Raw genomic sequence first — 23,959 nt, 5'->3', positions numbered from 1 at the left:
TCCTCTCATAAAATCAATGAGAATGGAGTTTCACTTAGTTAACCGCTTAACATATTAAAGCAGTCTTAAATATTGAAGGCATTATGAATTAAATCAAAATCTATTACTCTATAATCTTCATAAACCCTGTTAATAATTTCTTTTGACCAGTTTCTTGGAGGTCTATTATCTATTAGTTTTTCTGAGGTTTCAATGCTGTTTTCCATTAAACTCAAGGAATCTAGATTAACCCCATTTTCAGCTTTAAAGGATATAGCTATAGTCTTATAGGGTGTTTCATTTGGTTTAATACTACCCATAAGAGGATGCGTTAAGAGTTTATGGCCTTTGTGGACAAAATCTCTCGCTGTTTTCATGACATCCATTAAGGAACCATCTACAAATATTACATCAGATGTTTTTTCAAAACCTTCTTTCGAAAGTACATTATTCGTTATTACAATTGCTTTTTCCCTCATTTTATACACCCCTTATGTTTGTAAAGGCCATACTCACGTAATTCATTAGGCTACGAGGATAAAAAATCCTTATGACTTTTCACAAAAATAATTCCTGCCTATATTTATAAGAACAGGTCCTTATTTCATAAAAAATCGCACAGTATTAAAAGCGCTTTCATTGATTAGAAAAAAATTTTCTTCTGGCCATCTAGAAGGAAGAATCTTTCACCTTCTAATTTAATAGTATATTAATATAACTATTTATGCCTTTATTATATAGTTCACAAAATAAACTGTCAACGGTTTCCGTTGAAATATAATCATTTAGAATATCAAATAATTTGATTGTCATCAAAATATATGCTCAAATAATAAAGAAAATCTGAAGGTAACCTTATTTCCATAATAGAGAATCAAAAAAGAAGCATTCTGTTTATAACATTTACACTATTATTATATTAAAATATCAATTTTAAACATGTGCCATCGGAAGACCATGGTTTTAGGGGAAATTCTTAGGAAGCACCATGGCAAGCACTTCCCCATTGATTCTAGTAAATATTTTGCATAAAATCTTAATCATTATAAACAAAGCTTTATTTTATAGACGCTAAAGCCTCAATAATTACTTCTTCTTCATCGATATTCACGGTTCTTAAATCCAATAGAATCTCATTCTTTTGGATCCTTACAATGATGCCAGGAGTACAGTCCACTCTTAAAGTCTTTGCCAAATTTTCCGCGGACCTAACATTATGCTTCAATACAACTACAAATGAAGGTAATAATACTTCAGGCATTGTCCCGCCTCCAACCTGACTTGTTCCCTCCATTATGTTTACCTCATAAGAGTCACAGACCTTATTTAACTTGTCCTTAAATCTCTCTGAGCGTAGTTTCAATTCTTCTTTACCTTTTAACAAGTCCCCAATAACCGGAACCTTCTTAAGTTCATCTTTTCCTTTTAGATAATGCATTAATGTTCCTTCTAAGGCAGCAAGAGTCATTTTATCTACTCTTAAAACACGGGCTAGCTGGTGTTTTTTTAGTTTATCAATTAGATCTTTGTTACCAGCAATGATTCCTGCCTGAGGCCCTCCTAAAAGTTTATCGCCACTAAAAGAAACTAGATCGGCACCCATCTGAAGAACTTCACCAACAACAGGTTCTTCACCAATCCCATGCTGACGAAAATCATATAAAACCCCACTGCCTAAATCTTCATAAAAAATTACCTCGTCATGTTGGTTTGTTAGGTCTACTAGTTCTTCCGTTTCAACAGATTCAGTAAATCCAAATACTTTAAAATTACTCGTGTGGACTTTTAAAATCATTCGTGTTTCTTCATTTATCGCACGTTCATAATCATAAAGATGTGTTTTATTAGTAGTACCTACTTCAATAAGTTTCGCTCCGCTTTCTTCCATAATAGATGAAATTCGAAAGGAGCCACCTATTTCTACTAACTGTCCTCTTGAAACGATGACCTCTTTGTCTAATGCAAACGTACGAAGGATGAAATACACTGCTGCAGCATTATTATTAACGACCATCGCCGCCTCTGCACCGGTAATCCTTTTAATTAGTTCTTCCACATGACTATGTCTAGAGCCACGCTCCCCTTCTTCTAATTTATATTCTAAATTGGAGTATTGAGAGGCAACTTTTGCCACATGCTCTACCGTCTGTTCACTTAAACGTGCTCTTCCTAAATTTGTATGTAAAATCGTTCCAGTCGCATTAATTACATTTTTTAATGTGTACTGAAATTGCTGTTGAATGACCTTTTCCGATCGATTAAAAATATCAGTAATAAATAATTCACTTCCAGGTTCTATTCCAGACCATTGATTTTGTAAAAGCATTTGTCTTATATCATTTAATTCATTTGTCAAAATAGCCGTCATGTTTGTATGATCAATACCATATTGATCTATTAACATAGAAAACTTTTCATGTTTCTGTAATTCATGAATGGGAGGCAAATATTTCAATAATTGTCTCATAACGTTCCCTCCAAATAAGATCATTAATCATTTATTATATCATTTTCCACATTTTAGTCTGATGTATACGGTTATCCACTTTAATTTCCAATCCAGTTTCCTTTAATTAAATTTACTAGACTTACTACTCACCCGCTTCCACTTTGGATAGTGATGAATTTATACTAACGATATCATAAATAGTCTTCTAAAAAAGTGATATAAGTCTCTCTCGCTTTGCTAAATATCTTACCAGCAATTAATAAGTTTTTTGGATGACAGGCTGTTTAACAATCCCTCCTTCAACAAGGTAAAAATAGAAGATATCATAAGCTTAGAAAATATATTTAAAATGATGATTTTGACAACATTTAGAATTCTAGTGATAAATGTAATAGTAGGATCATTTAAATTTCTGTAAAATAGTTTATTATGATTACAAATTCTTTAATGATTGATAATAAAAGTTTTCCGGAGGGGTTAAAAATGATTCAAAGAATTAGAGTAAATCTTGAAGAAATTGAATCGATGCTATATTTTTGGCAAGCTACAAATGATAGGGAAAAAGTTGCTGAATCATATCTTCACGAAATAGCATCCATGCGAGGATTAACAACTTCATATGATGATGAATTTAATGCTGAATCCGTTCGCAAAGTCTTAAGTGCAATTACGAATAGAGAAATACTATCACAAAAGACAAAAAAAGAAGCTCGCTTTTGGAATAATAACATGTGGATGATGGAAGATTTAAGCCATACGGATACGATGGTAAAGCCGCTTAAAAAGCTAAATATCGATGATATGGTTGAAGTGATAAAAGATGCTGAAGGAAGTTCAAAGTACGAAGAACTTGAAGTCAGATTCTCACCACTTCATATGGACGAATACTTAATAAAGGGAAACATGCTTATCATAAACTTCTTTAGAGTGCTGCCTTCATTTGAAGATGAAGAAAGTGCAACAATCGGTGGAAAACAAATAAAAGATTTTATAAAAGAAAAACTTGAAGAATTATTAAAAAAATAATTTTAAGTGGGTAGAGAAGCTGTGGAAACTAGTGAAGAATGTTACTGCTTAGAAATGTTCCGAAAAAAAGACCCTAATGTAAAAGGTGAATGCTTAAAAATGCAATGTGGAAGGTACAAAATTGAGAAAAGACGTAAAACTGATCAATTAGGTAAACCCCCTACCTTAAAGGATATGCTTAGAAGTAAGAGAGGTAGTGAATCAAAGGCGATTAACAGCCACGATTGCAATTGATACTTCTCAATAACCATAAAAAAACTAATGATATACTACTATTCTTGGACACATCAATATATAAATGTCTTTACGACATGCGGATTGTCCTTTATAACCGCAAGAAATTTAGTTATTCCAAACACTTTAGATCGGGCATATAACCTATACAGGGTTAGATGCTTTTTTTATTTAATGTAATTGCAGAGAGTCTAATGCCCCTAATCATAGAGTGAAAACACCGCACTTTTAGATAATCAATAATTAATTTTCCTATCTGATCTTCATTTAAATTCCCTGCCCTGCATAGATTGCCCAGTTAAATATCCTTAAATTCCTTTACAACCTATTTTTTTACCTTGATCAACCCCAGAAATGATATACGGAACTACTGATTTAATAAATTCCTCTGGCGGGATCTTACTATTTCTTCTCCATTCTACTGATGCCCCGTAAATTCCCCAACTTAATATGACAGCGGTAACTTTTAACGTTTGATCCTCTTCTGTTTTATTTTGTTTTAACAGCATTTTATAAAAGATGATTTCAAGCTGTTCCCTAATAATACGAGCAATTGTATCCTCATACCCCCTATGGCAACGAGTAGACAATGACTTTTGAAAATTTGTGACAGCTTTAAAAATACGAACAAAGGCTTCTTCATTTAAGTCATCATTCTCGTAAATATTGTAATTTAAATTGACTAACAATACTTCAGATAATACTTTTTCTAACAAGTCATAAATATCCTCAAAGTGATAATAGAATGTGGCACGGTTAATCATTGCCTCTGTTGTGATATCTTTAACCGTAATGTCCTTAAATTCCTTTTGCCCTGATAATTCAATGAAAGCATCCATAATTAATTTGCGTGTGCGTATAACCCGCGGATCACTCTTTGATTGTGTCATTCAGCTATCACTCCTACTTTTTAGACATTTTCCTAAATGTGTTGTATAAACAACAAATCAACAGAACTATTGGTGTAATTAATTTTAATTATGACCTAAACTTTAATTGGGAAGCAAATATTGAGCTTTTGAAAAAAGTCGTTAATTAATTAAGAAAGTTTCATTTATCCAATGTGGGATAGGGATAGAAGCAATTTGCGAGAGTTCACTTCATTTTCGCTGTTATCCAAGGAAATTTTACTGAGGAGGGGATTTTAATGAAGAATAACAATATGATTTGTGATTTAGAAACAGGTGTATGCGGAGTAGCTGGTGAAGAGGAAATGGAGATCCTTGATTTTAATCAACCGAAAAAATCAATTACGCTTTATTATGTAACGGATCCCATCTGTTCTCACTGTTGGGCCATTGAACCTGTTCTTCGCCGTTTTATAGAGCAGTATGGAGATTATTTTAACGTTCAGACGGTTATGGGTGGATTGCTGGAAAAATGGCATGACGGACCCATTGACCCTGCAAATGGTATTTATAAACCAGCCGACGTTGCAGGTCACTGGAGAGAAGTGGGTGAATATTCAAGGATGCCTATTGATGGGTCATTAATGATCGATAACCCGGTTCAATCCTCTTATCCACCCTCTCGTGTATTTAAGGTGATTCAAAAAAATCATAATGATGAGATAGCATTCCAATATTTACGACGTGTAAGAGAGGCGCTTTTCGCCTTTAATCAAAATATTTCTGATTCATCTGTGCTAATTGAAACTGTAAATGAGATGGACCTTAATGGAGAAGCTATTGTTAAGGAAGCCCAACAACCGATCGGGCAACAACTATTACATGAGGATTTTACCTTAGTTAGAAACTTAGGGGCCAGAGGGTTCCCTACGATTATCATGATGAATGAAGAAAACAAAGGAGTAAAAATAGTTGGCGGGCGCCCACTCCAATACTATGTTGACGGGTTAAAACAAGTTCTAAATGCGGAAAAACCGCAACCAAAACAACAACCAGCCCTTTCTAGCTTGCTCGAAAAGGAAAGGCTTTTATTTTCAAAAGAAATCGAGGTCATGTATGATATCGAACAATCAGAGGTCCGCTCTTTTCTTGAAAAAGAACTATCTCCTGATCGTTATCAAGTGAAGGAAGTTTTAGGCGAGCTTTATATTACAACAACTAATTAAATAAAGGAGAATTTATTATGGCTTATGTATTACAAGTTGATTTTGAAATGAACGGACCATTCGGAGATGAAATGGCCGCCGCTTTTTCCGACTTAGCGAAAAGTATCAATGAAGAGGATGGCTTCATATGGAAAATCTGGACAGAAAGCCCTGAAACAAATGAAGTTGGCGGAATTTATGTTTTCGAGACAAAGGAAGCTGCTGAAAAATATATCGAGATGCATTCAAAACGATTAGGTGGTTTTGGAATAAAAGATATTAACACAAAGATCTTTGCCGTTAATCCTAAACTTACTGAGATCACAAAAGGGCCGGTAAAGTAAACACGTTCTTTAAAAGTTTATTTTAAAGTAATAACCCAGGAGTAGCTTATACTGCTACTTCTGGGTTATTTAAGAATGCATATCCTTATTTTTTTATTCTGTATAAAATCTTCAAAAGCTTTTATTAAGCTGATCATACTAATTATCACTACCCTATACTTTTCTTAAGTATATTTACATTATAAATACAATGACAAATTGAATATAATACTTTCTGTTCTGTACATTAGACAGACTTTTCATCAGAAAAAGATGACAGTACATAGGTTCTTGAATCAATCCAATAGAGGTAAGGATGATTTTCAAAACAAAAATTAAAAATGGCTCCGATCACCAGGAAAAATCCATGTGATTAGAACCATTTTTTAATTGAAGAATCTTGTGAACAACTATTTGTTTTCCCTAACTTATCTTCACTTCTTAATTAAGAACTTATTAATTATCAGACGTTGTAACTGATACACCTAGTTCTGCAAACACCTTTTGAGCAACTTTTAAAGCATTAAGTACACTTGGGAATCCTGTGTAGGGGATAAGGTGAATAATACATCCTACAATTTCCTCTGGTTTTAAACCAACGCTAAGTCCAGTTTTAATATGCATCTCAATCTGAGGTTTTCCTTGAGCTACCAGGGCCGTAATGGTGGTCATAACTTTTTGCTTATTATCCAATCCGGGACGTGAATAAATATCCCCAAAAGCAAACTCAACAACATATTTACTTAAATCAGGTGCTATATCTTTAAATCCTTCTCCAATGTCCATAAAGCCAGTTGGATTTTCATCACCTGATGATGTAAGCTCCTTTATCTTCTCTATCCCTTTTTGATAACGATCTTTTGCCATTTTCATATCCTCCTAGTTTCAATTATTCAACCCATTTATCACACTAATGGAATTTCTTAAAGTGTCGGTAAATGATATTGATTATCAGCATTCAACAAAACATTTACATGGGTCAATCCTATTTTTCCTCCTAATATACTAGCATATAACATGGAAAATGAGTAATGTTCGACTTCATACTTCTAATATACTAAGTTATTTATCTCCAGTTCTAAGAAGCTGCAAGGGATTTAATGAATTGAACAACAGAAATAGACTGGATCATTATTGTCTCACCCTAGAATTCGAATGTTTTTTTCAGCGGAACTAATCCCACATAAATATCATAGCTTTGTGCTGCTCTTCCCAATTCATATTCCATTCAAAAACCCAACTTTTTGGCATTGGAAGAAGAAAGTAACAGTATCATCTAAGAGAAAGCTATATGCGGGAACTTAATGTTTGATTATATATCTGATAGTTTAGAAATTTGATAAGGTTTATGGGTATTAAAAGAGGGGAATTAAGCTAGTAGATATTTGTTAGGAGGTCTACTTATGTATGGATTAATTGCCCTCAAACTTATCATCGGCTTAATTGCTCTTATGGTGATCGTACGTACTTTGGGAAAAAAAGAAATGGCCCAGATAACACCGCTTGATTTTATTTACCTTCTTATCCTTGGCGGTATTTTAGAAGAATCTGTTTATGATGATAAAGTAACGATTGGCCATCTTATTTTTGCCCTTGGCATTTGGGCGCTTGCTATCCTTTTATTTGAATGGATCATGCGGAAGTTTGAAGGCATCCGTGTGTTAGTTATGGGAAATCCATATCCAATCATTAAAGATGGCGAGCTAGATATAAAAGCTATTGAAAAATCAAAGCTTGAGCTCGAACAGTTACGTACCCTACTTCGTCAGCAAGGAATTTTTTCATTTAAAGAAGTACAATTTGCTTTTTTAGAAACAAGCGGAGATATTAGCGTAATGAGATATCCAGAATTCGAGCCAGTGACACCCCAACAGCTAAAAGTGAAGGTTGACCCTGAGACACCTTCTGTATTATTGGTAGATGAAGGAGAAATAGAAGAAAAAGGTCTTCGTATGATCGGGAAGGATGAGGATTGGCTAAGAAAAAATTTAAAGAAAGAAGGATATGGACCTATCGAGGAGTTGTATTTTGTCGAGTGGACAGAAAGAGAAGGATTCAATATCCAAAAATACAATGAAAAATAGAAATAAAGAGAGCGAGAAAACTCTTGTTTCTATTCATCAGTATCCTTGAAAGATGCGGATTTTGCGTTACTACCTCAACCAGCAAACACAAACAATAATACAGAAAATAATCGTAATTTATTCATAGTTGTTTTCGGAGCACTTATTTATTTGCCGTCAAATTTTAGGTTTAATCATAAATCCATAGCAGGAAACTAAATGATTTAAGAATACATTAAAAATCTCTTTTCCCATTACTTCGATTATGGGATGTTAGCCAAAATTGAGGAAATCAGCTGAAGACTTATTATTTGTTATAAAATAAAAATGGAGACCAAAATAAATGTGTCAGTCAGAGCTTTTGCAATTGAAATAAGTCATACGGATGGAAACTAATCCGACTATTCCCAACTAGACTTTTGTTGATGGATAGCGCTTTTCCCATCCCAAATATATCCGTGTAAAATAGCCAACCACTCATTATGAGCGGTTGGCTTTTCTATTTTTATGATGTAACAATTGCGCGGCCGACTTGTTTTGCGGGATGGCTTTTAGTCAATTGGTCATTGCCAAATAGTTTTTTGCGGAAGGTGCCTTCTTCATATTCCTTGCGAACCAACCCACGTTCCTGTAAGACGGGAACGACTAATTCCACAAAATCTTCAAAGGACCCAGGTGTGATGGAATAGACGATGTTAAACCCATCGACATCCGCATAGTCCATCCAGTATTCCAACTCATCGGCAATTTGATAAGGATCACCGACAATGACTGGACCCAAACCGCCCAATGCAACTTCGTCTGCAATTTCATTCGGCGTCATGCCTGCAAAGCCTTTTAAAATGGAGCGCATTGCATCGTTTTCAATGTATTCAACTTTTTCATCCGGATCCACTTTTGACAAATCGACACCCGTCCATCCTCCAACGAGCGCGAATGCTCCATCACGGCTGATGTATCGCTTGTAATATTCATATTTCGCTTGCGCTTCTTCTGTGGTCGGCGCGGTAATCGGTGTAATGGCTGCAATCACTTTGACATCATCCGCAGGTCGTCCGGATTGCACGATCTCTTGTCGGAAAGCAGCAACTATATTTTTCGTTTTCTCCGCTGAAGTAGATGAAATAAAAACAAGCTCCGCATGATTCGCAGCGAATTTTCGTCCCTTAGAAGAGGCGCCCGCTTGGAAAATGACTGGGGTCCGTTGCGGTGATGGCTCACATAAGTGGTTGCCCGGCACGCTGAAGTATTTTCCATCATGATCTATATCGTGAACTTTGGAAGGGTCTGTGTAAATGCCTTTTTCCTTATTCACAACAACGGCATCTTCTTCCCAGCTTGTTTCCCATAATTTATAGACAACTTCCATATATTCTTCAGCTCTTGCATAGCGCTCGTCATGGCTTGTTTGCTGCGCCAATCCGATATTTTTCGCTGCGCTATTCAAGTAAGATGTGACGACATTCCAACCAATTCTCCCATTCGTTAAATGATCCAACGTCGACATTTTTCTTGCGAACGTATAAGGATGCTCGTGTGTTGTGGAGGCCGTCAGTCCAAAACCGAGATGTTTTGTAACAGACGCCATGACAGGTATAACAAAAGCTGGATCGTTTGCTGGCACTTGGACACCATTCACAATTGCAGGATCCCTTGACCCTTGATACACATCATAAACGCCGAGCACATCCGCAAGGAATACGGCATCGAAACGTCCTTTTTCCAAGAGTTTCGCAAGATGGATCCAATAATCGATGGATTTATACCCCGGCGTATTGTCCTCCGGATGTCTCCACAATGCATGGGATTGAAACCCTGCACAATTCATTTCAAACGCATTTAAGTACATTCTTTTCTTTGTCATGAAATTTCCCCCCAGTTGTCTCTCCTGATTATCAGCGATCTTAAACTTCTTTGAACTCTTCCGTTACTTGAACTTCTGGACGGACAAAAGCGGCTCCATTTTTCAAACCAGATCAATCCGTTCACGCTGCCTTTTCAAATCCCACTCTTCTTCTGCCATCTATGAATGATTTTGCAATACAGATGCGCAATGAAAGTTCCTAAACTATCTTAAGTTGAGTCAGAAGCATAGCTGCATCACGATATCGGTGTAGATGATTTATATATATGTCATAATATTGCGTAAATTTACTTACTACTCCCGTCCAAATCGGTTCAAGTAATGGATATATAGAACACTCTTTTTTCAATTTCGCTTAAGCAAATGATATTGAGTTCTAGCAAGTCCTTCGCACTCTTTATTTCTTCATGAAACTATCTCTTTCCCCTATCCTCTCTTCATTCCATGGCCTAATTTGCCATCCCACATTTTGGTCTTTGTTGCTAATTGTATTTTCCAAACTTTCGAACGTCCATTTAAATTTCCTATATCTAGCTCTTTTTTCTCTCACTCTATCAAGAAATCTTCGGACTCATCTGTCCCAATTAGGGAGATTAAACACCGACTTTTTGAAGTTCCCTTGCCTTTAATTCACGTCGAAGAATTTTTCCGCTAATCGGCGTCTTGGGCAACTCCTCAAGAAACTCAATTTCTCTTGGCGCCGCATGAGCTGCAAGTCCACTTCGCACAAATTGGCGGAGCTTTTGCAGTAACGCATCACTTGCTTCATAGTCGTTCTTTAAGACGATAAATGCCTTCACGATTTCCCCTCTCAGTGTGTCCGGCTTTCCAATGACACCCACTTCTGCAACAGCAGGATGTTCGAGTAATTTACTCTCCACTTCAAACGGACCGATTCGTTCACCTGAAGAATTGATCATATCATCGCTCCGGCCTTGGAAGAAGATATAGCCGTTATCATCGATTGTCGCTAAATCACCAGACACATACCAACCCTCAAACAGGAAGTACGTCGAATACTTAGCAGGGTCTTTCCACACTTCTCGCATCATGGCAGGCCAATTTGCTTTCAAAGCTAAATGTCCAACTTTACCAGGTGCTAGCCTTTCGCCATCTTCTCCTAGAATCGCCGCTTCAATTCCTGGAAATGGTCTTCCCATCGAACCTGGGATAATCTTCTCGGATGGCAGATTGACAATGAGTTGAGCCCCTGTTTCCGTCATCCACCACGTATCATGGATACGATTGGACAACGTTTTGATCCCCCAACGGATCACTTCCGGATTTAACGGCTCTCCTACGCTTAACACATGGCGGATCTTTGATAAATCATAAGTCTCTGCCTTTCCATCCCCTTCCGCCATCAACATTCTAAAGGCCGTCGGCGCACTATACCAAACTGTGACTCCAGATTTCTCCAAAACAGAATACCATTCATCGGCATTAAATCTACCACCGTGAATTATAATGGTTGCCCGGTTAAGTAGTGGGGCGAAAACACCGTATACCGTTCCTGTTACCCAACCAGGATGGGCGGTGCACCAATACACATCCTCTTCTTTCAAATCTAATACCCATCTGCCTGTAATGTATTGTTGGATCATTGCTCGATGCGCATGGATAATTCCTTTCGGGCGACCTGTCGAACCACTCGTATAATGAATATTAAGCGCATGTTCTAAATCCACCCACTCGATGATGTCTTCTTCAACTTCAATAGCTCGTGCTTCCGCATATAACGAAATCTCATCACCATTACATTGTTCTGGTTCTGCTGTTATCAAAACCGTTTTCAGTGACGGTAATTCCGCACGCGGCACCCGTTTCACCAATTCCGGTGAAGCAATTAAATAAGTACCCTCACAATCAGCAATCCGCTCTTTCACTGCGTCTTCCATAAATGCTTCAAATAGCGGTCCGACAACGGCACCAAGTTTAATTGCGGCAAGCATTGCGATATGACAATCGGGATGCTTTGGTAAAAAAATAAAGACGAAGTCCCCTTTTTTCACCCCTTGCTTTTTTAAAACAGTAGCCCAGAGATCAGATTTCTCCTTTAATTCGCGATAAGTTAATGTATACTCTTCATTTTCCCCAAAATAATGTAGTGCAACTTTCTCCCCAAATCCTTCCACTACATGGCGATCTACACATTCATAGGCCATATTCACTTTTCCAGTGACATACCAACTAAAATTCGATTCAACTTTTTCCCATGTGAAATCCTCTCTTAATGAATGATCAGCTGTTATATTATAATTTCCTTTGTATGGATATATTACCTCATCATTAGTCATGTTTAATCAACCGCCTTTTTCAGTATTTCCACTTTTTTCGCTGTCAGAAACGAAATCGTGGTTTCATTCATCAATTTTCATTTCAGCTTGTAATGTCCGGACTGCCCACCTAGGATGAAAGCTGGGTACAGAAGTAAAGAGCTTTGTCCTCCTAGTTAGTTATATTTAATAGACTTTATATTCGAATACTTATAAATTATTTAATAATTAAATTAAAGTAAGTATAGCATTAGAAAATTATCATAGGGTAACACTTAAAATCTATCCCTTACTATAGCTTTAAGCTATATCGATTTTTCCCTCCCTAGAATAATCCATTTTAAATCAGCCATAAAAAATATGTTTTGCTTATAAAAAAGTGAGTGAATGACGTCCGATTTGTATATGACACTTACTACGTTAAACTAGGTTAGTTGTATTTTTTGTTATAGAAAAGAAAGGTAATATGTTGAAAGGATATACTTTGCTAACCATGCTCAGACTATTGTTTATTGTAATTTTCTTTATTGGATTATCCTTATTGAAGAAACACTTAAACGTGTGAAAAAATCAGATTTACTGGAGGTTTTATTTTTAGGGGTTATTGGTGTATTTATAAACCAATGGTCTTTTTTCGTAGGATTGTAAACAGCTGATCCAACAACATCTGCATTAATCTTAGCAACTACCCCTATTTTAACTGGCTTTTTAGCAGCTATTTTTTTAAAAGAAAATAACAATTCGTACGCTGACGGGCTCTATTATAGCAATCATAGGTATTTACTTTGTTGTTGCAACAGGCAAGCCCTCTTCTTTTCATATTGATAAAGGTTTATTGTGGATGGTAATAACGATAATTACCTTCGCCATTATGATTATTATGACGAGGCTTCTCTCTCAAAGGATAGATCCACTTACAATTACTCTATATTCGAATATAGTAGGCTTTATTGTGTCAATCCCTTTTGTCTTTCTACTGGACACTCCGTTACGAATAAGCACTGAGTTGTCTGATTGGACGTTTCTGATCGGAATTGCCGTTGTTGTACATGGTATCGCTACACTGATTTGGAATAACAACATTAGACATGTTGATGCTTCAAAGGCTTCAATATTATCTAATTTTGAACCTTTTGCAGCAATGATAATGGGGTTGATACTGCTATCCAAAGATTCTTGGATCGCTATTTATAGTGGGAGGAGTACTACTATCAACGTATCAACGAAAAAGGTTAAAAGCTAATAAAATATAGTTATTTTTAGATATTCCTGTCACTAAAGAAGTGGTAAGTCCGATTGTAGTTGTCATATTCGGTTCTTCCCTGACCGTTTCCTCCCCCTTCTCCAAAACCCTTGCCACTCCTGTCTTTCTCCGATTTTTCCTATTTCTGTAGGCAAATAAGTGGTTCTCTGAAAGACAGGGTGCAGGGATTAGAATGAGGGGTTTTTTCATGCTCTTTCTCCTGCCTTTTTCTCTGCTTTTGAACACAAAAAAACGAGGAAAACAGGAGGAAGCCCTCCAATTTTCACTCGTTTAGGGAACGGTATTATTGTTTAAGTAGCGGTATTATTATTTTTAGACACATATACATCTCCATCCAAATTATTATTCTACCGTAACTGATTTAGCCAAGTTTCTTGGTTTATCAACGTCGCAGTCACGGTGTAACGCAGCATAATAAGCAAATAATTGTAATGGTACTACTGAGATAAGGGGAGTTAATAATTCATGTACTTCTGGAATAACCAAACGATCGTCAGTCATTTCTAGACCCTTCATTGAAATAATTAATGGGTTTGCTCCACGTGCGACAACCTCTTTGACGTTTCCACGGATAATTAAATTCACACTTTCTTGTGTTGCTAAGGCTATAACTGGTGTACCCTCTTCAATTAGCGCGATAGTACCATGTTTTAATTCTCCACCAGCAAACCCTTCTGCTTGAATATAGGAAATTTCTTTAAGCTTTAAGGCCCCTTCTAGGCAGACATAGTAGTCAATGCCACGGCCGATAAAGAAAGCATTACGAGTCATTTGCACGTATTCATAGGCCACTTTTTCAATCTCTTCTTTTGAATCACAGAGGACTTCGATCGCATTGGCTGCAATCCCTAATTCTCGGACAAGATCCAATCCAATTTCTTTACCATTATTTTTAGCAGTTACCTCTGCAAGGATCGCTAAAACGGCCAATTGTGCTGTATAAGCCTTTGTAGAGGCCACGGCGATTTCTGGCCCTGCATGTAGCAATAATGTAAAATCTGCTTCCCTTGATAGAGTGGATCCAGGTACATTCGTAATCGTTAAGGCTATATGACCTAGCTTTTTCACTTGCACTAAAACAGCACGACTGTCAGCTGTTTCCCCACTTTGTGAAATAAAAATAAACAGTGGGTTAGCTGATAATAATGGCATGTTATAGCCAAACTCACTGGAAATATGAACTTCCACGGGTACCTTCGCTAGTTTTTCGATAAATTGTTTACCAACAAGGCCTGCATGATATGAAGTACCTGCTGCGATCACATAGATGCGATCCGCTTCAGATACCGCTTCGATGATTTCTGGATCAATTGTAAGTTGACCTGTCGCATTTTGGTACTCTTGGATAATCTTGCGAATCACAAGTGGCTGTTCATCGATTTCCTTTAACATAAAATGTGGATAAGTTCCTTTTTCAATATCACTTGCATCTAATTGCGCTGTATATGGAGCACGTTCAATGACTTCACCTTGAAGGTTTTTAATGGTTACATCTTCTTTTTTCACAATCACAATTTCCTGATCCATGAGTTCTACAAATTGGTCCGTCACTTGGAGCATAGCCATTGCATCACTTGCAACTACATTAAATCCTTTGCCCAACCCGACTAATAATGGACTTTTATTCTTCGCCACATAAATGACATCTGGGTTTTGTTCATCTAGTAATGCAATCGCATAAGATCCTTTTAATTCTTTAAGTGTTTTAATAAAGGCGTCTTCAAACGAAAGTCCTTTGTTCACATTTACCTCAATGAACTGAACAACGACCTCTGTATCTGTATCACTTTTTAAAGCGATATCCATTAAATACTCCTGTTTCAATAATTCATCGTTTTCAATTACACCATTATGAACAAGTGTAAAACGGCCTGATACACTTTGGTGTGGATGGGCATTGGATTGACTTGGCACTCCGTGGGTTGCCCAGCGTGTGTGACCAATTCCTGTTGCCGCGAAGAGGTCATTATCAACAGTAGCTCTTAAATCCGCAATCCGGCCTTTTTCTTTAAAAACATGGATACCGTTCTCGCTCATGATAGCAATACCAGATGAATCATAGCCTCGATATTCAAGCTTTTCTAGACCTTTTAATAACACTTCTTTCGCATCTTGATTTCCAATATAACCAACAATACCACACATACTTCTTTTCCTCCCTATAGCGGGGACAAGAAGGCTTTATACCCTTATTTACTAAGGCTGGCAAAAAAGTAACGATCGGTCGATACAAGTATAATTGACAGGCCTAATATTAGGGGATTTGAGGACAATCTTGTCCCCTTATCTCTTATTTTTTAAAGAATAATTTTTATATAGGAAGTATATCTTTCCTTTTGTCCATTAAGTTACCTTAATGATTTAGAGAAAGACTTGCGGCTGTACTTCTTTTCAACCGGGAGGCATCCGCCGAAACTTTCGATAAACCTCCTCCTCGTCAACTATAATCATTTATCCGCGATTATAGTCCAGGCGCTTTTATTAATAAAATGCTTACTATTTCTCCTTTCAAGTGAAATTGTTACCCCAAGTTTGCGTCCAGATTTTTATCGAGACCGTTTGAAAAAATCATAAAATCCGAGACAGCCACCAGAGACATAGCTTCATCTCGCAGTAAATCAGAAACCTCTGCTGAATGAATCAAATGGGTTTCCACTGAGGCAGAAACATGATAATCATACAATAGTTTAAAAACACCGTCAATGTGAAGGTAAAGACAACTCTCCCATAAAATGAAACCTCCATCAGTCAGTGAGTAGTTGAGGCAGCAGGCTTGCTGGTCACGCAGACATTGCCGGAGACGTATTTAGTCTGTGTTCATTATTTCGGAGCTTTACGGGCAGTTAATCCCCACCCTTCTTTAATTGTACTCAGGTCTTGGTAGGGTTCTTACTGCCCGTTAAGCCTGATAAGTATGTCAGTTTCCACCTAACCATGCCAGTTATAACAGGAACACGAATCAGTAGAAAAATTGCCTCACAAAATAAAATATGCATAAAGGAATCAGAAAGTTCCTTCATGCATATTGGTTCATTTTTTATTCTTCTAATCCCATTTCTTCTTTAACTACATCAGCAATTCGGTTTACGTAAGATTCACAAAGTTCCTCTGTGGAAGCTTCTGCCATGACACGAACTAAAGGTTCTGTTCCAGACGGGCGGACTAAAATTCGTCCATCTCCATTCATTTCTTGCTCCACTTCTTTAATGATCGCACTTACTCTTTCGTTATCAGTCACATGATATTTATCTTTAACACGAATATTGACTAGTTTTTGTGGGAATTTCTTCATTTCACTAGCAAGCTCGGATAAAGGCTTCTTCGTTACCTTCATAATATTAACGAGCTGTACACCTGATAGAAGGCCATCACCCGTTGTATTGTGGTCAAGGAAAATAATATGTCCTGACTGCTCTCCACCGAGGTTATAACCATTCTTTTTCATTTCCTCAACAACATAGCGGTCGCCTACCGCTGTCTGAACACTATCAATCCCTTGTGTTTCTAACGCTTTATAGTAACCAAGATTACTCATGACAGTAGAGACAACCGTCCCTTGTTTTAATAGCCCATTTTCTTTCATATACTTTGCACAAATATACATAATTTGGTCGCCATCGACGATATCACCATTTTCATCAATAGCAATTAATCGGTCGCCATCCCCATCAAAGGCCAGACCAACATCGGCCCCTTTTTCCTTTAGAAACTTAGCTAACGCTTCGGGATGTGTGGAGCCAACACCATCATTAATATTTAAGCCATTTGGTGATGCACCCATTGTTGATAAATCTGCTTCTAAATCCGCAAATAAATAGGTAGCAAGAGATGAGGTTGCCCCATGCGCACAGTCTAATGCAACATGAATATTTGAAAAATCCTCATCAGCTGTTTGTTTTAAATGTTGTAAATACTTTTGACTGCCTTCAAAATAATCATTGACTTGTCCAAGTTCAGCGCCAACGGGCCGTGGAAGTTGATCCTTTTCTAGGTCAAGCAAAGACTCAATTTCCAACTCCTGTTCATCTGATAACTTGAACCCATCCGGCCCAAAGAATTTAATTCCATTATCTGCAACCGGGTTATGTGATGCCGAAATCATAACACCTGCTTGAGCACCTGTTGCTTTTGTTAAATAAGCAACCCCAGGTGTTGAAATAACACCTAATCGCATAACTTCAGCTCCAATAGAAAGAAGTCCTGCCACTAGTGCTCCTTCTAACATGTGTCCTGAGATACGTGTATCCCGTCCAATTAATACTTTTGGACGCTCTGTATCCTTCGTTAATACATATCCACCAAAACGGCCCAGTTTAAAAGCTAGTTCCGGGGTTAATTCACTATTTGCTACACCTCGAACACCATCAGTTCCGAAATATTTACCCATTATACATTATCGCTCCTTCATGGATTTCCCTAGTCTATAGATTAGATGGTTATACCCACCTTACGACCATTTTTTTAAAATTGATTTTCTATTTTACTATTGTGTTTGATTTATTTCCTATTTTTTTCGTTAAACTTTTAAGTACTGGAAGCTTCCTTTTCAGAAATCGAAATACTTACCGATTCATCGCTAAGTTCCCAGCTAACCTCTTCTGGACCATCAACTGTTAATTCTACTTCATGGTCCCCAGGAGATAAATTTGCTACATTCACAAATACTTGAAAATCTGTCTGTTTTATATTGTTAAAAACAGCACTGGAACCCACCACGGTTAAACTGGTTTTTCCATTTGAAGGTTCTTGTATAGTTGCTGTAAACTCATCAGGTATGCCCTCTACTTCAATCGGGATACCCGAGAAAATCTTTGTTTCTGGTTCTGTCTCTGGTTCTGGCTCTGCTTCTGGTTCCTCTTCCTTTTCTTCAGGTGTTGTCGTTTCTTGTACTTCCTGACTAACGACAATTGTTGCCGTTACCTGTTGGGGTTCCACTTCCTTAATCCCATCTGAAATGATCACAGGAAGAGTCAGCTCTGTACTCTCGTTTATTTTGCTCAGATCCACTTCCACTCTAACATTTTCAACTCGATTAAGTGCTTCCTTACTACCTGAAATGACTGTTTCCTTTTTGTCTAAAGTAATCGAATCGATGACAATCCCTTGTGGCGGAGAGCCTTTTTCTACAATTTCAATTGGGACCGTTTTACTTATTTTTTCAACAGGAATGGTCACTTTCACCGATTCACGCCCAAGAACAACATTTAATTTATTTAAATCTTTATCTAAAACGGTTATCGGTGCTGTTTTATTAATAGTCCCATTCGTACCATCTGATAATGGGACAATCGCTTTTACATAAGCGATTTGTTCCATGACATCTTTTCCACCGCTAATAGTTACTTTTTTTGGATCAATTACCGGCACGCCCGCTTTATATCCATCAGCGATCATTTTCTGATTATACTCAACTTCAATACTAAATTCTTTTGTCTCTCTTTCCTGGACATTTACCTCAATGTATGCAGGACTAATGGTAGGAGTGATGCTTGGAGATAAATCTTTGACTTGGAGCATCACCCGCTGTTTCCCAACCTTTGCCTTTGTTAAATCAACAAATACCTCAAAGTCCTTCTGTGTTTTGGCTGCCCGAACATTTGGTTTCGGCCCTTCTAACGTAATTTCAACCGTTTCTGGAACACCTGTAACCACTAGATTCTCCGTATCATAGTAACTTTTTACTGGGATTCCATCAAGAATTGCTGCGTCGGACTCACCGGGGACATTTACATCGTTCGTTCCCTTATTTTCATCGTAGATCGAACCAAATAAGAGAAAGGCTAAGACCAAGGCAACTAATTTCATAAATGTTCGATTATCGGTTAGTCGATCAAGCCATTTATCCATGTCTTTTCCCCCTCCAATTCCAACGAGCAGGAGAAACTGATTTAAACGTTGAAGATACTTGAATTTCATTTGAGAGCATCTCTCTAAATGTTTCTTTACTTAAATCTCTATGTAAATTACCATTTTTCGTAAGTGAGATATTGCCTGTTTCCTCGGAAACAACCACTGTCAAGCTATCTGTTACTTCACTAATACCAATTGCAGCACGATGTCGCGTACCCAATTCTTTTGATATAAATTGGCTCTCTGATAAAGGTAAGTAACAGGCCGCTGCTGCAATCCGATCTTTTTGGATAATTACGGCTCCGTCGTGTAATGGCGTATTGGGAATAAACGTATTGATCAAAAGCTCGGATGAAACCTTTGAATCCATTTCAATTCCTGTCTCGATATAATCTCCCATTCCAGTCTCTCTTTCAATTGAGATCAGGGCACCTATTCTTCTTTTCGCCATATAATCTACAGCCTTAACAATGGATTCAACTAAATGCTCTTGAAGTTCCTCTTCATGAAATCCACTCCTTGCGAAAAACTTTCCCCTGCCCAACTGTTCGAGTGCCCTTCGTATTTCGGGTTGAAATATAATTATAATCGCTAAAAATCCCCATATTAGGATTTGATCGGTGAGCCAGAACAACGTTTGAAAGTGAAAATATTCACTGATCAGACGGACAATTAATATAACAAATATTCCTTTTAAAAGTTGAACCGCCTTCGTCCCTCTAACAATCATAATAACTTTATATATGACGTACCAAACGAGGAGAATATCAACTGCATTCGCTAAATAAGTCATCAATGGGAGATCTGATAAGCTCATTGTTCTTCCTCCATCTAGTTTAATAAAACGTTGGTACAAGTTTTAGCCAATACATTTTTCTTTAGAGTCATCTAAATAGTCACCACACCATTATACCATAATTGCCCTATAGGCTGCTTGTTGAAACCTGCTTTTACAATAATTTAATAGTCTAAAGAAGAAAACAACCTCTGCACGAAACAGAGATTGTTTAAGCCGGATATTCTAATGCCTTTTGGTTTTTATCTTCAAAGATATTTATGATGTCTTCACTTACCCTTTGGACATGATACCATATCCATTCGAACACTTCATTAATCTCTTTTATGTCCCCAGTTACTTTTCCTGCAGATGCCATATATGGTTCTCCGTTAATTACGGTAACATCTCCTTCAACCATCCCATCAATCTGCAGATCCCCATTGCGAACAACCAGATCACCTTTAACGACTTCTCCTTCCGGAACAATCACTGTATTGTTTTGAACAATGAGATTTTCCTGTCTAGTTACGGAAAATTGTTGATCCGCATTCCAGACGGTTGCTAAACTGCCCGCCATTAAAATAATAAAGAGAGAGGCGGCGGTTAATAGTGGATGGTTCATAAACCACCGTTGTACACTCACCTTTTTCTGTTCCTTAGGAAGATGGGCTAAAACTTGATCCGTAAAGCCAAGGGGGGCATCGATATGTGATGTACTCTGGACTAGAGCAATCGTTTTTCTTAATTGATGAAAATGATCATAACAATTTTGACAGGTATGAATATGTTCCCTTAGTTGCTGTTCATGCTCTACAGATATCTCCTCATCTAAATACTCATGCATATAAGTTATGAATTTAGTTGGGCACTTCAATCTTTTCACCTTCTATCACATATGTTGGAGTCTTTTTCGAAGAGCTTCCCTTCCTCGATGTATACGGGTTTTAACGGTTCCTAATGGCATATCCAATATTTCACTAATCTCTTTTAAGGATAATTCCTCAATATATTTTAAAACAATCACCGAGCGGTACTTTTCTGGAAGTTTCATAATTTCCTTCTGAATGGTATCTTGTAGCTCAAGGCTTTCAACATCATCTTCAGGTAATCGAGTTGTAGATGGAATTTGGGAATACATGTTTAACCCTTCTGTGCCTGACACTTCTGCATCTAAATAATAACTTGGCTTCTTTTTTCGAATTCGGTCAATACATAGATTCGTTGTAATTCGATAAAGCCATGTCGAAAATTTATATTCTGTATTATAGCTTTGTATATTCACATATGCACGAAGAAAGGCCTCTTGTGCGATATCCTCAGCCTCATGCCGGTTTCCAAGCATCCGATAAGAAATTTGATAGACCTTATCTTTATACATTTCAACAATTTCCCCGAATGCATTCTGGTCGCCTTTTAATACTTGTTTTATTCTCTTTTTAATGAGAGCTTCCATTCTATAACCTCCGCTTCAGCGGCTATCTCGATATACGAATTGATACCCGAAAAGGTTTCACAAAATAATTTGTTAGAAGAAAACATAGAGACGACTCTTCTGTTTCCTCATGTTAGGATCTCGTTTCCCTTGGTAATGTTTTATTCAAAAAAATAAGCAGTAACTAATCGATAAAAGTTACCGCATCCCTTTTATTATAATAGTTTTTCACCAAATAATGAACCCATTAATGCCACAGCGGTAATGGCCGTTTTGTTTTTATCATCGAGGATTGGATTGATTTCAACAAATTCTGCTGATGTAATAAGATGGGCTTCAGCCAACATTTCCATGGCTAGATGACTTTCTCGGTAACTAACCCCCCCGATAACCGGTGTTCCTACACCTGGTGCATCACTTGGATCTAACCCATCTAAATCAAAAGATAAATGAACTCCATCCGTTTTATCTTTTAAATAAGAGATCGTCTCTTCCATTACCTTTGTCATGCCTAATCGATCAATTTCATGCATAGTGAACACTTTTATCTCTTTAGCCTTAATCAGCGATTTTTCGCCTTCATCTAGTGACCTCGCCCCAATAATGACAATATTCTCCGGTTTTACCTTTGGAGTTACCCCACCTATATTCGTTAAAAGGTTATGCCCTAAGCCCAGACTTACAGCAAGCGGCATCCCATGGATGTTTCCAGATGGTGAAGTTTCTACTGTATTTAAATCTCCATGTGCATCAAACCAAATAACCCCTAAATTTTTATATTGTTTGGCTAGACCTGCTAAAGTACCGATCGCAATACTATGATCCCCACCTAATATCAAAGGAAAAGAACCCTCGTCCACTACTTGCGCTACCTTTTGTGCTAAAATTTCATTTTTTTCAGCAACAAGATGGAGATTTTTTAAATTGGTATTCGGATCAATCTTTACCTCAGGCCTACCAATTGGAATGTCTCCTAAATCTTTGATCTCCTTAAATAATCGATTCAGCTTTTCATTAACACCTGCATATCTTATGGCACTAGGCCCCATATCTACTCCCCGTCGTGTTTGACCAAGGTCCATAGGCATGCCAATAATTGAGAGTTTTTCCAAGATCAACTTCCCCTTTGCACCTATCTATTTTTATAAATATTACAATATTCATTTATATTATAAAATCATATTCAGGGAAAGGGCTAATAATATGTTATTAAAAAATTATTAGTGCAATGCTTGACGAATGATTTTCGGGGAATTATTGACTAAGCATTGAAGGTTTTATTGTTTTATATGCTAATTGGATATGAAATCCCCTGTAACTGGAATGATGGGATGATCGAGAATTTAAAAGGCTGACAGAGATCCTTTTAGTTAGACTAGGACTCGTTTACGCTTTTTAAAAATAAAAAATGCACAAGAGATTTTGTAATCAAACCTCTTGTGCATTTTATGATCCGATAAAATATGAGCCATGCAGGATTCGAACCTGCGACCCTCTGATTAAAAGTCAGATGCTCTACCAACTGAGCTAATGGCTCGAAAATGATATTTCGTTCCTCTTTGTACTGAAAGATGATAGCTCTAAAAAGTTAACTGGGCTAGCAGGATTCGAACCTACGAATGACGGAGTCAAAGTCCGTTGCCTTACCGCTTGGCTATAGCCCAATAAGAAAATAAAAAGGACAGTTATTATCATGTCCCGTTTTTCATTTATTATTCATTTGTTTTCAAATTAATTATGGTGGAGGGGGACGGATTCGAACCGCCGAACCCAAGGGAGCGGATTTACAGTCCGCCGCGTTTAGCCACTTCGCTACCCCTCCAAAAAAATAAAAAATAGCCGTTTTATTAAAACGGAAAGGATGCCGGCCAGAGGACTCGAACCCCCAACCTACTGATTACAAGTCAGTTGCTCTACCAATTGAGCTAGGCCGGCATATGGTGGAGGATGACGGGCTCGAACCGCCGACCCTCTGCTTGTAAGGCAGATGCTCTCCCAGCTGAGCTAATCCTCCAACGTACAGGATGTACGAGTGCATGCGTTGCGACAGGACGTCGCATACTTAAAAATGGTGACCCGTACGGGATTCGAACCCGTGTTACCGCCGTGAAAGGGCGGTGTCTTAACCGCTTGACCAACGGGCCGTTATTAATATGTTCACATATTATGTAAGCTTCCAGTCGGATTCGAACCGACGACCTCTTCCTTACCATGGAAGTGCTCTACCTGCTGAGCTATGGAAGCATGGAATCCAAAGTATATAAATGGCTCCGCAGGTAGGATTCGAACCTACGACCGATCGGTTAACAGCCGATTGCTCTACCACTGAGCTACTGCGGAATAATTATTATAGCTTCCTAAATTCGTA

18 protein-coding genes and 8 tRNA genes are annotated in these 23,959 nt (G+C 37.5%); 5 read left to right on the top strand and 21 right to left on the bottom strand.

What is annotated here, in order from left to right:
- Nucleotides 1-65: 65 nt before the first annotated feature.
- Together R4Z10_RS01020 and selA are read right to left on the bottom strand one after the other, a co-directional pair.
- Nucleotides 66-458: a GrdX family protein gene (locus R4Z10_RS01020; protein ID WP_338471391.1), complete on the bottom strand. Its 393-nt coding sequence runs from the start codon at nucleotides 456-458 to the stop codon at nucleotides 66-68.
- Between the two features lie 578 nt (nucleotides 459-1,036).
- Nucleotides 1,037-2,446, bottom strand: a complete 1,410-nt coding sequence (gene selA, locus R4Z10_RS01015) for an L-seryl-tRNA(Sec) selenium transferase (protein WP_338471390.1) — start codon at nucleotides 2,444-2,446, stop codon at nucleotides 1,037-1,039.
- Nucleotides 2,447-2,911: 465 nt separating this feature from the next.
- On the opposite strand from selA, the gene R4Z10_RS01010 reads away from it, so the two are divergent.
- Nucleotides 2,912-3,454, top strand: a complete 543-nt coding sequence (locus R4Z10_RS01010; protein WP_338471389.1) for a hypothetical protein — start codon at nucleotides 2,912-2,914, stop codon at nucleotides 3,452-3,454.
- A 542-nt stretch (nucleotides 3,455-3,996) separates the two neighbouring features.
- Here R4Z10_RS01010 and R4Z10_RS01005 read toward each other — a convergent pair.
- The gene (locus R4Z10_RS01005) at nucleotides 3,997-4,578 is read right to left on the bottom strand and encodes a TetR/AcrR family transcriptional regulator (protein WP_338471388.1); all 582 of its coding nucleotides are present in this window, start codon (nucleotides 4,576-4,578) and stop codon (nucleotides 3,997-3,999) included.
- A gap of 257 nt (nucleotides 4,579-4,835) precedes the next feature.
- Between R4Z10_RS01005 and R4Z10_RS01000 the strand changes: the two genes are divergently transcribed.
- Together R4Z10_RS01000 and R4Z10_RS00995 are read left to right on the top strand one after the other, a co-directional pair.
- Nucleotides 4,836-5,762 carry a DsbA family protein gene (locus tag R4Z10_RS01000; RefSeq protein ID WP_338471387.1) on the top strand — a complete coding sequence of 309 codons (927 nt, stop codon included), beginning with the start codon at nucleotides 4,836-4,838 and terminating at the stop codon, nucleotides 5,760-5,762.
- Nucleotides 5,763-5,779: 17 nt separating this feature from the next.
- Nucleotides 5,780-6,085 (top strand): monooxygenase, encoded by a 306-nt coding sequence (locus R4Z10_RS00995; RefSeq protein WP_338471386.1) that lies wholly within the window; start codon nucleotides 5,780-5,782, stop codon nucleotides 6,083-6,085.
- Between the two features lie 435 nt (nucleotides 6,086-6,520).
- On the opposite strand, the gene R4Z10_RS00990 is transcribed toward R4Z10_RS00995, so the two are convergent.
- The gene (locus R4Z10_RS00990) at nucleotides 6,521-6,931 is read right to left on the bottom strand and encodes a carboxymuconolactone decarboxylase family protein (RefSeq protein ID WP_338471385.1); all 411 of its coding nucleotides are present in this window, start codon (nucleotides 6,929-6,931) and stop codon (nucleotides 6,521-6,523) included.
- A gap of 536 nt (nucleotides 6,932-7,467) precedes the next feature.
- On the opposite strand from R4Z10_RS00990, the gene R4Z10_RS00985 reads away from it, so the two are divergent.
- A complete protein-coding gene (locus R4Z10_RS00985) occupies nucleotides 7,468-8,148 on the top strand; it encodes a DUF421 domain-containing protein (RefSeq protein WP_338471384.1) in 681 nt (226 codons plus the stop codon).
- A gap of 484 nt (nucleotides 8,149-8,632) precedes the next feature.
- Here R4Z10_RS00985 and R4Z10_RS00980 read toward each other — a convergent pair whose 3' ends face one another.
- Together R4Z10_RS00980 and acsA are read right to left on the bottom strand one after the other, a co-directional pair.
- Nucleotides 8,633-9,976, bottom strand: a complete 1,344-nt coding sequence (locus R4Z10_RS00980; RefSeq protein WP_338473132.1) for an LLM class flavin-dependent oxidoreductase — start codon at nucleotides 9,974-9,976, stop codon at nucleotides 8,633-8,635.
- 608 nt (nucleotides 9,977-10,584) lie between these two features.
- A complete protein-coding gene (gene acsA, locus R4Z10_RS00975; protein ID WP_338471383.1) occupies nucleotides 10,585-12,288 on the bottom strand; it encodes an acetate--CoA ligase in 1,704 nt (567 codons plus the stop codon).
- An 820-nt stretch (nucleotides 12,289-13,108) separates the two neighbouring features.
- Between acsA and R4Z10_RS00970 the strand changes: the two genes are divergently transcribed.
- Nucleotides 13,109-13,510 carry a DMT family transporter gene (locus tag R4Z10_RS00970; RefSeq protein ID WP_338471382.1) on the top strand — a complete coding sequence of 134 codons (402 nt, stop codon included), beginning with the start codon at nucleotides 13,109-13,111 and terminating at the stop codon, nucleotides 13,508-13,510.
- A 363-nt stretch (nucleotides 13,511-13,873) separates the two neighbouring features.
- Here R4Z10_RS00970 and glmS read toward each other — a convergent pair whose 3' ends face one another.
- The 15 genes from glmS to R4Z10_RS00895 form a co-directional block, all read right to left on the bottom strand.
- Nucleotides 13,874-15,676, bottom strand: a complete 1,803-nt coding sequence (glmS, locus tag R4Z10_RS00965) for a glutamine--fructose-6-phosphate transaminase (isomerizing) (RefSeq protein ID WP_338471381.1) — start codon at nucleotides 15,674-15,676, stop codon at nucleotides 13,874-13,876.
- A gap of 892 nt (nucleotides 15,677-16,568) precedes the next feature.
- Entirely contained in the window at nucleotides 16,569-17,918 is a 1,350-nt protein-coding gene (glmM, locus tag R4Z10_RS00960) for a phosphoglucosamine mutase (RefSeq protein ID WP_338471380.1), read from the bottom strand.
- A gap of 137 nt (nucleotides 17,919-18,055) precedes the next feature.
- Nucleotides 18,056-19,378, bottom strand: coding sequence for a CdaR family protein (locus tag R4Z10_RS00955; protein WP_338471379.1), 1,323 nt, complete (start codon nucleotides 19,376-19,378; stop codon nucleotides 18,056-18,058).
- Nucleotides 19,371-20,198: a diadenylate cyclase CdaA gene (cdaA, locus tag R4Z10_RS00950; RefSeq protein WP_338471378.1), complete on the bottom strand. Its 828-nt coding sequence runs from the start codon at nucleotides 20,196-20,198 to the stop codon at nucleotides 19,371-19,373. Before cdaA ends, R4Z10_RS00955 begins: the two co-directional genes overlap by 8 nt.
- Nucleotides 20,199-20,388: 190 nt before the next feature.
- Complete coding sequence (locus tag R4Z10_RS00945) at nucleotides 20,389-21,033, bottom strand: anti-sigma factor (protein ID WP_338471377.1); 645 nt, start codon at nucleotides 21,031-21,033, stop codon at nucleotides 20,389-20,391.
- A 15-nt stretch (nucleotides 21,034-21,048) separates the two neighbouring features.
- Nucleotides 21,049-21,612 carry an RNA polymerase sigma factor SigW gene (gene sigW / locus R4Z10_RS00940; RefSeq protein WP_338471376.1) on the bottom strand — a complete coding sequence of 188 codons (564 nt, stop codon included), beginning with the start codon at nucleotides 21,610-21,612 and terminating at the stop codon, nucleotides 21,049-21,051.
- Between the two features lie 194 nt (nucleotides 21,613-21,806).
- A complete protein-coding gene (gene rocF, locus R4Z10_RS00935; RefSeq protein WP_338471375.1) occupies nucleotides 21,807-22,703 on the bottom strand; it encodes an arginase in 897 nt (298 codons plus the stop codon).
- Between the two features lie 352 nt (nucleotides 22,704-23,055).
- Nucleotides 23,056-23,128 (bottom strand) — tRNA-Lys (locus R4Z10_RS00930).
- A 55-nt stretch (nucleotides 23,129-23,183) separates the two neighbouring features.
- Nucleotides 23,184-23,255 (bottom strand) — tRNA-Gln (locus tag R4Z10_RS00925).
- A gap of 74 nt (nucleotides 23,256-23,329) precedes the next feature.
- A tRNA-Tyr gene (locus R4Z10_RS00920) sits at nucleotides 23,330-23,413 on the bottom strand.
- A 40-nt stretch (nucleotides 23,414-23,453) separates the two neighbouring features.
- Nucleotides 23,454-23,526, bottom strand: a tRNA-Thr gene (locus R4Z10_RS00915).
- Between the two features lie 3 nt (nucleotides 23,527-23,529).
- Nucleotides 23,530-23,605 (bottom strand) — tRNA-Val (locus R4Z10_RS00910).
- A gap of 55 nt (nucleotides 23,606-23,660) precedes the next feature.
- Nucleotides 23,661-23,735: transfer RNA gene (locus tag R4Z10_RS00905), tRNA-Glu, on the bottom strand.
- 27 nt (nucleotides 23,736-23,762) lie between these two features.
- A tRNA-Thr gene (locus tag R4Z10_RS00900) sits at nucleotides 23,763-23,835 on the bottom strand.
- Nucleotides 23,836-23,856: 21 nt separating this feature from the next.
- A tRNA-Asn gene (locus R4Z10_RS00895) sits at nucleotides 23,857-23,931 on the bottom strand.
- Nucleotides 23,932-23,959: the final 28 nt, after the last annotated feature.

Source organism: Niallia sp. XMNu-256 (genome assembly GCF_036670015.1).
GTDB lineage: Bacteria > Bacillota > Bacilli > Bacillales > Cytobacillaceae > Bacillus_BD.
This window is presented reverse-complemented; position numbering and strand designations above follow the sequence as displayed.

Excerpts from the sequence above, each read along its gene's own strand:
- R4Z10_RS01010 (WP_338471389.1), top strand. The coding sequence starts at position 2,912 with ATGATTCAAAGAATTAGAGTAAATCTTGAAGAAATTGAATCGATGCTA.
- R4Z10_RS00980 (WP_338473132.1), bottom strand. The coding sequence starts at position 9,976 with ATGTACTTAAATGCGTTTGAAATGAATTGTGCAGGGTTTCAATCCCAT.
- R4Z10_RS00995 (WP_338471386.1), top strand. The coding sequence starts at position 5,780 with ATGGCTTATGTATTACAAGTTGATTTTGAAATGAACGGACCATTCGGA.
- selA (WP_338471390.1), bottom strand. The coding sequence starts at position 2,446 with ATGAGACAATTATTGAAATATTTGCCTCCCATTCATGAATTACAGAAA.
- R4Z10_RS01020 (WP_338471391.1), bottom strand. The coding sequence starts at position 458 with ATGAGGGAAAAAGCAATTGTAATAACGAATAATGTACTTTCGAAAGAA.
- cdaA (WP_338471378.1), bottom strand. The coding sequence starts at position 20,198 with ATGAGCTTATCAGATCTCCCATTGATGACTTATTTAGCGAATGCAGTT.
- R4Z10_RS01000 (WP_338471387.1), top strand. The coding sequence starts at position 4,836 with ATGAAGAATAACAATATGATTTGTGATTTAGAAACAGGTGTATGCGGA.
- sigW (WP_338471376.1), bottom strand. The coding sequence starts at position 21,612 with ATGGAAGCTCTCATTAAAAAGAGAATAAAACAAGTATTAAAAGGCGAC.
- acsA (WP_338471383.1), bottom strand. The coding sequence starts at position 12,288 with ATGACTAATGATGAGGTAATATATCCATACAAAGGAAATTATAATATA.
- R4Z10_RS00985 (WP_338471384.1), top strand. The coding sequence starts at position 7,468 with ATGTATGGATTAATTGCCCTCAAACTTATCATCGGCTTAATTGCTCTT.
- R4Z10_RS00970 (WP_338471382.1), top strand. The coding sequence starts at position 13,109 with ATGGTAATAACGATAATTACCTTCGCCATTATGATTATTATGACGAGG.
- R4Z10_RS01005 (WP_338471388.1), bottom strand. The coding sequence starts at position 4,578 with ATGACACAATCAAAGAGTGATCCGCGGGTTATACGCACACGCAAATTA.
- R4Z10_RS00990 (WP_338471385.1), bottom strand. The coding sequence starts at position 6,931 with ATGGCAAAAGATCGTTATCAAAAAGGGATAGAGAAGATAAAGGAGCTT.
- glmM (WP_338471380.1), bottom strand. The coding sequence starts at position 17,918 with ATGGGTAAATATTTCGGAACTGATGGTGTTCGAGGTGTAGCAAATAGT.
- R4Z10_RS00955 (WP_338471379.1), bottom strand. The coding sequence starts at position 19,378 with ATGGATAAATGGCTTGATCGACTAACCGATAATCGAACATTTATGAAA.
- glmS (WP_338471381.1), bottom strand. The coding sequence starts at position 15,676 with ATGTGTGGTATTGTTGGTTATATTGGAAATCAAGATGCGAAAGAAGTG.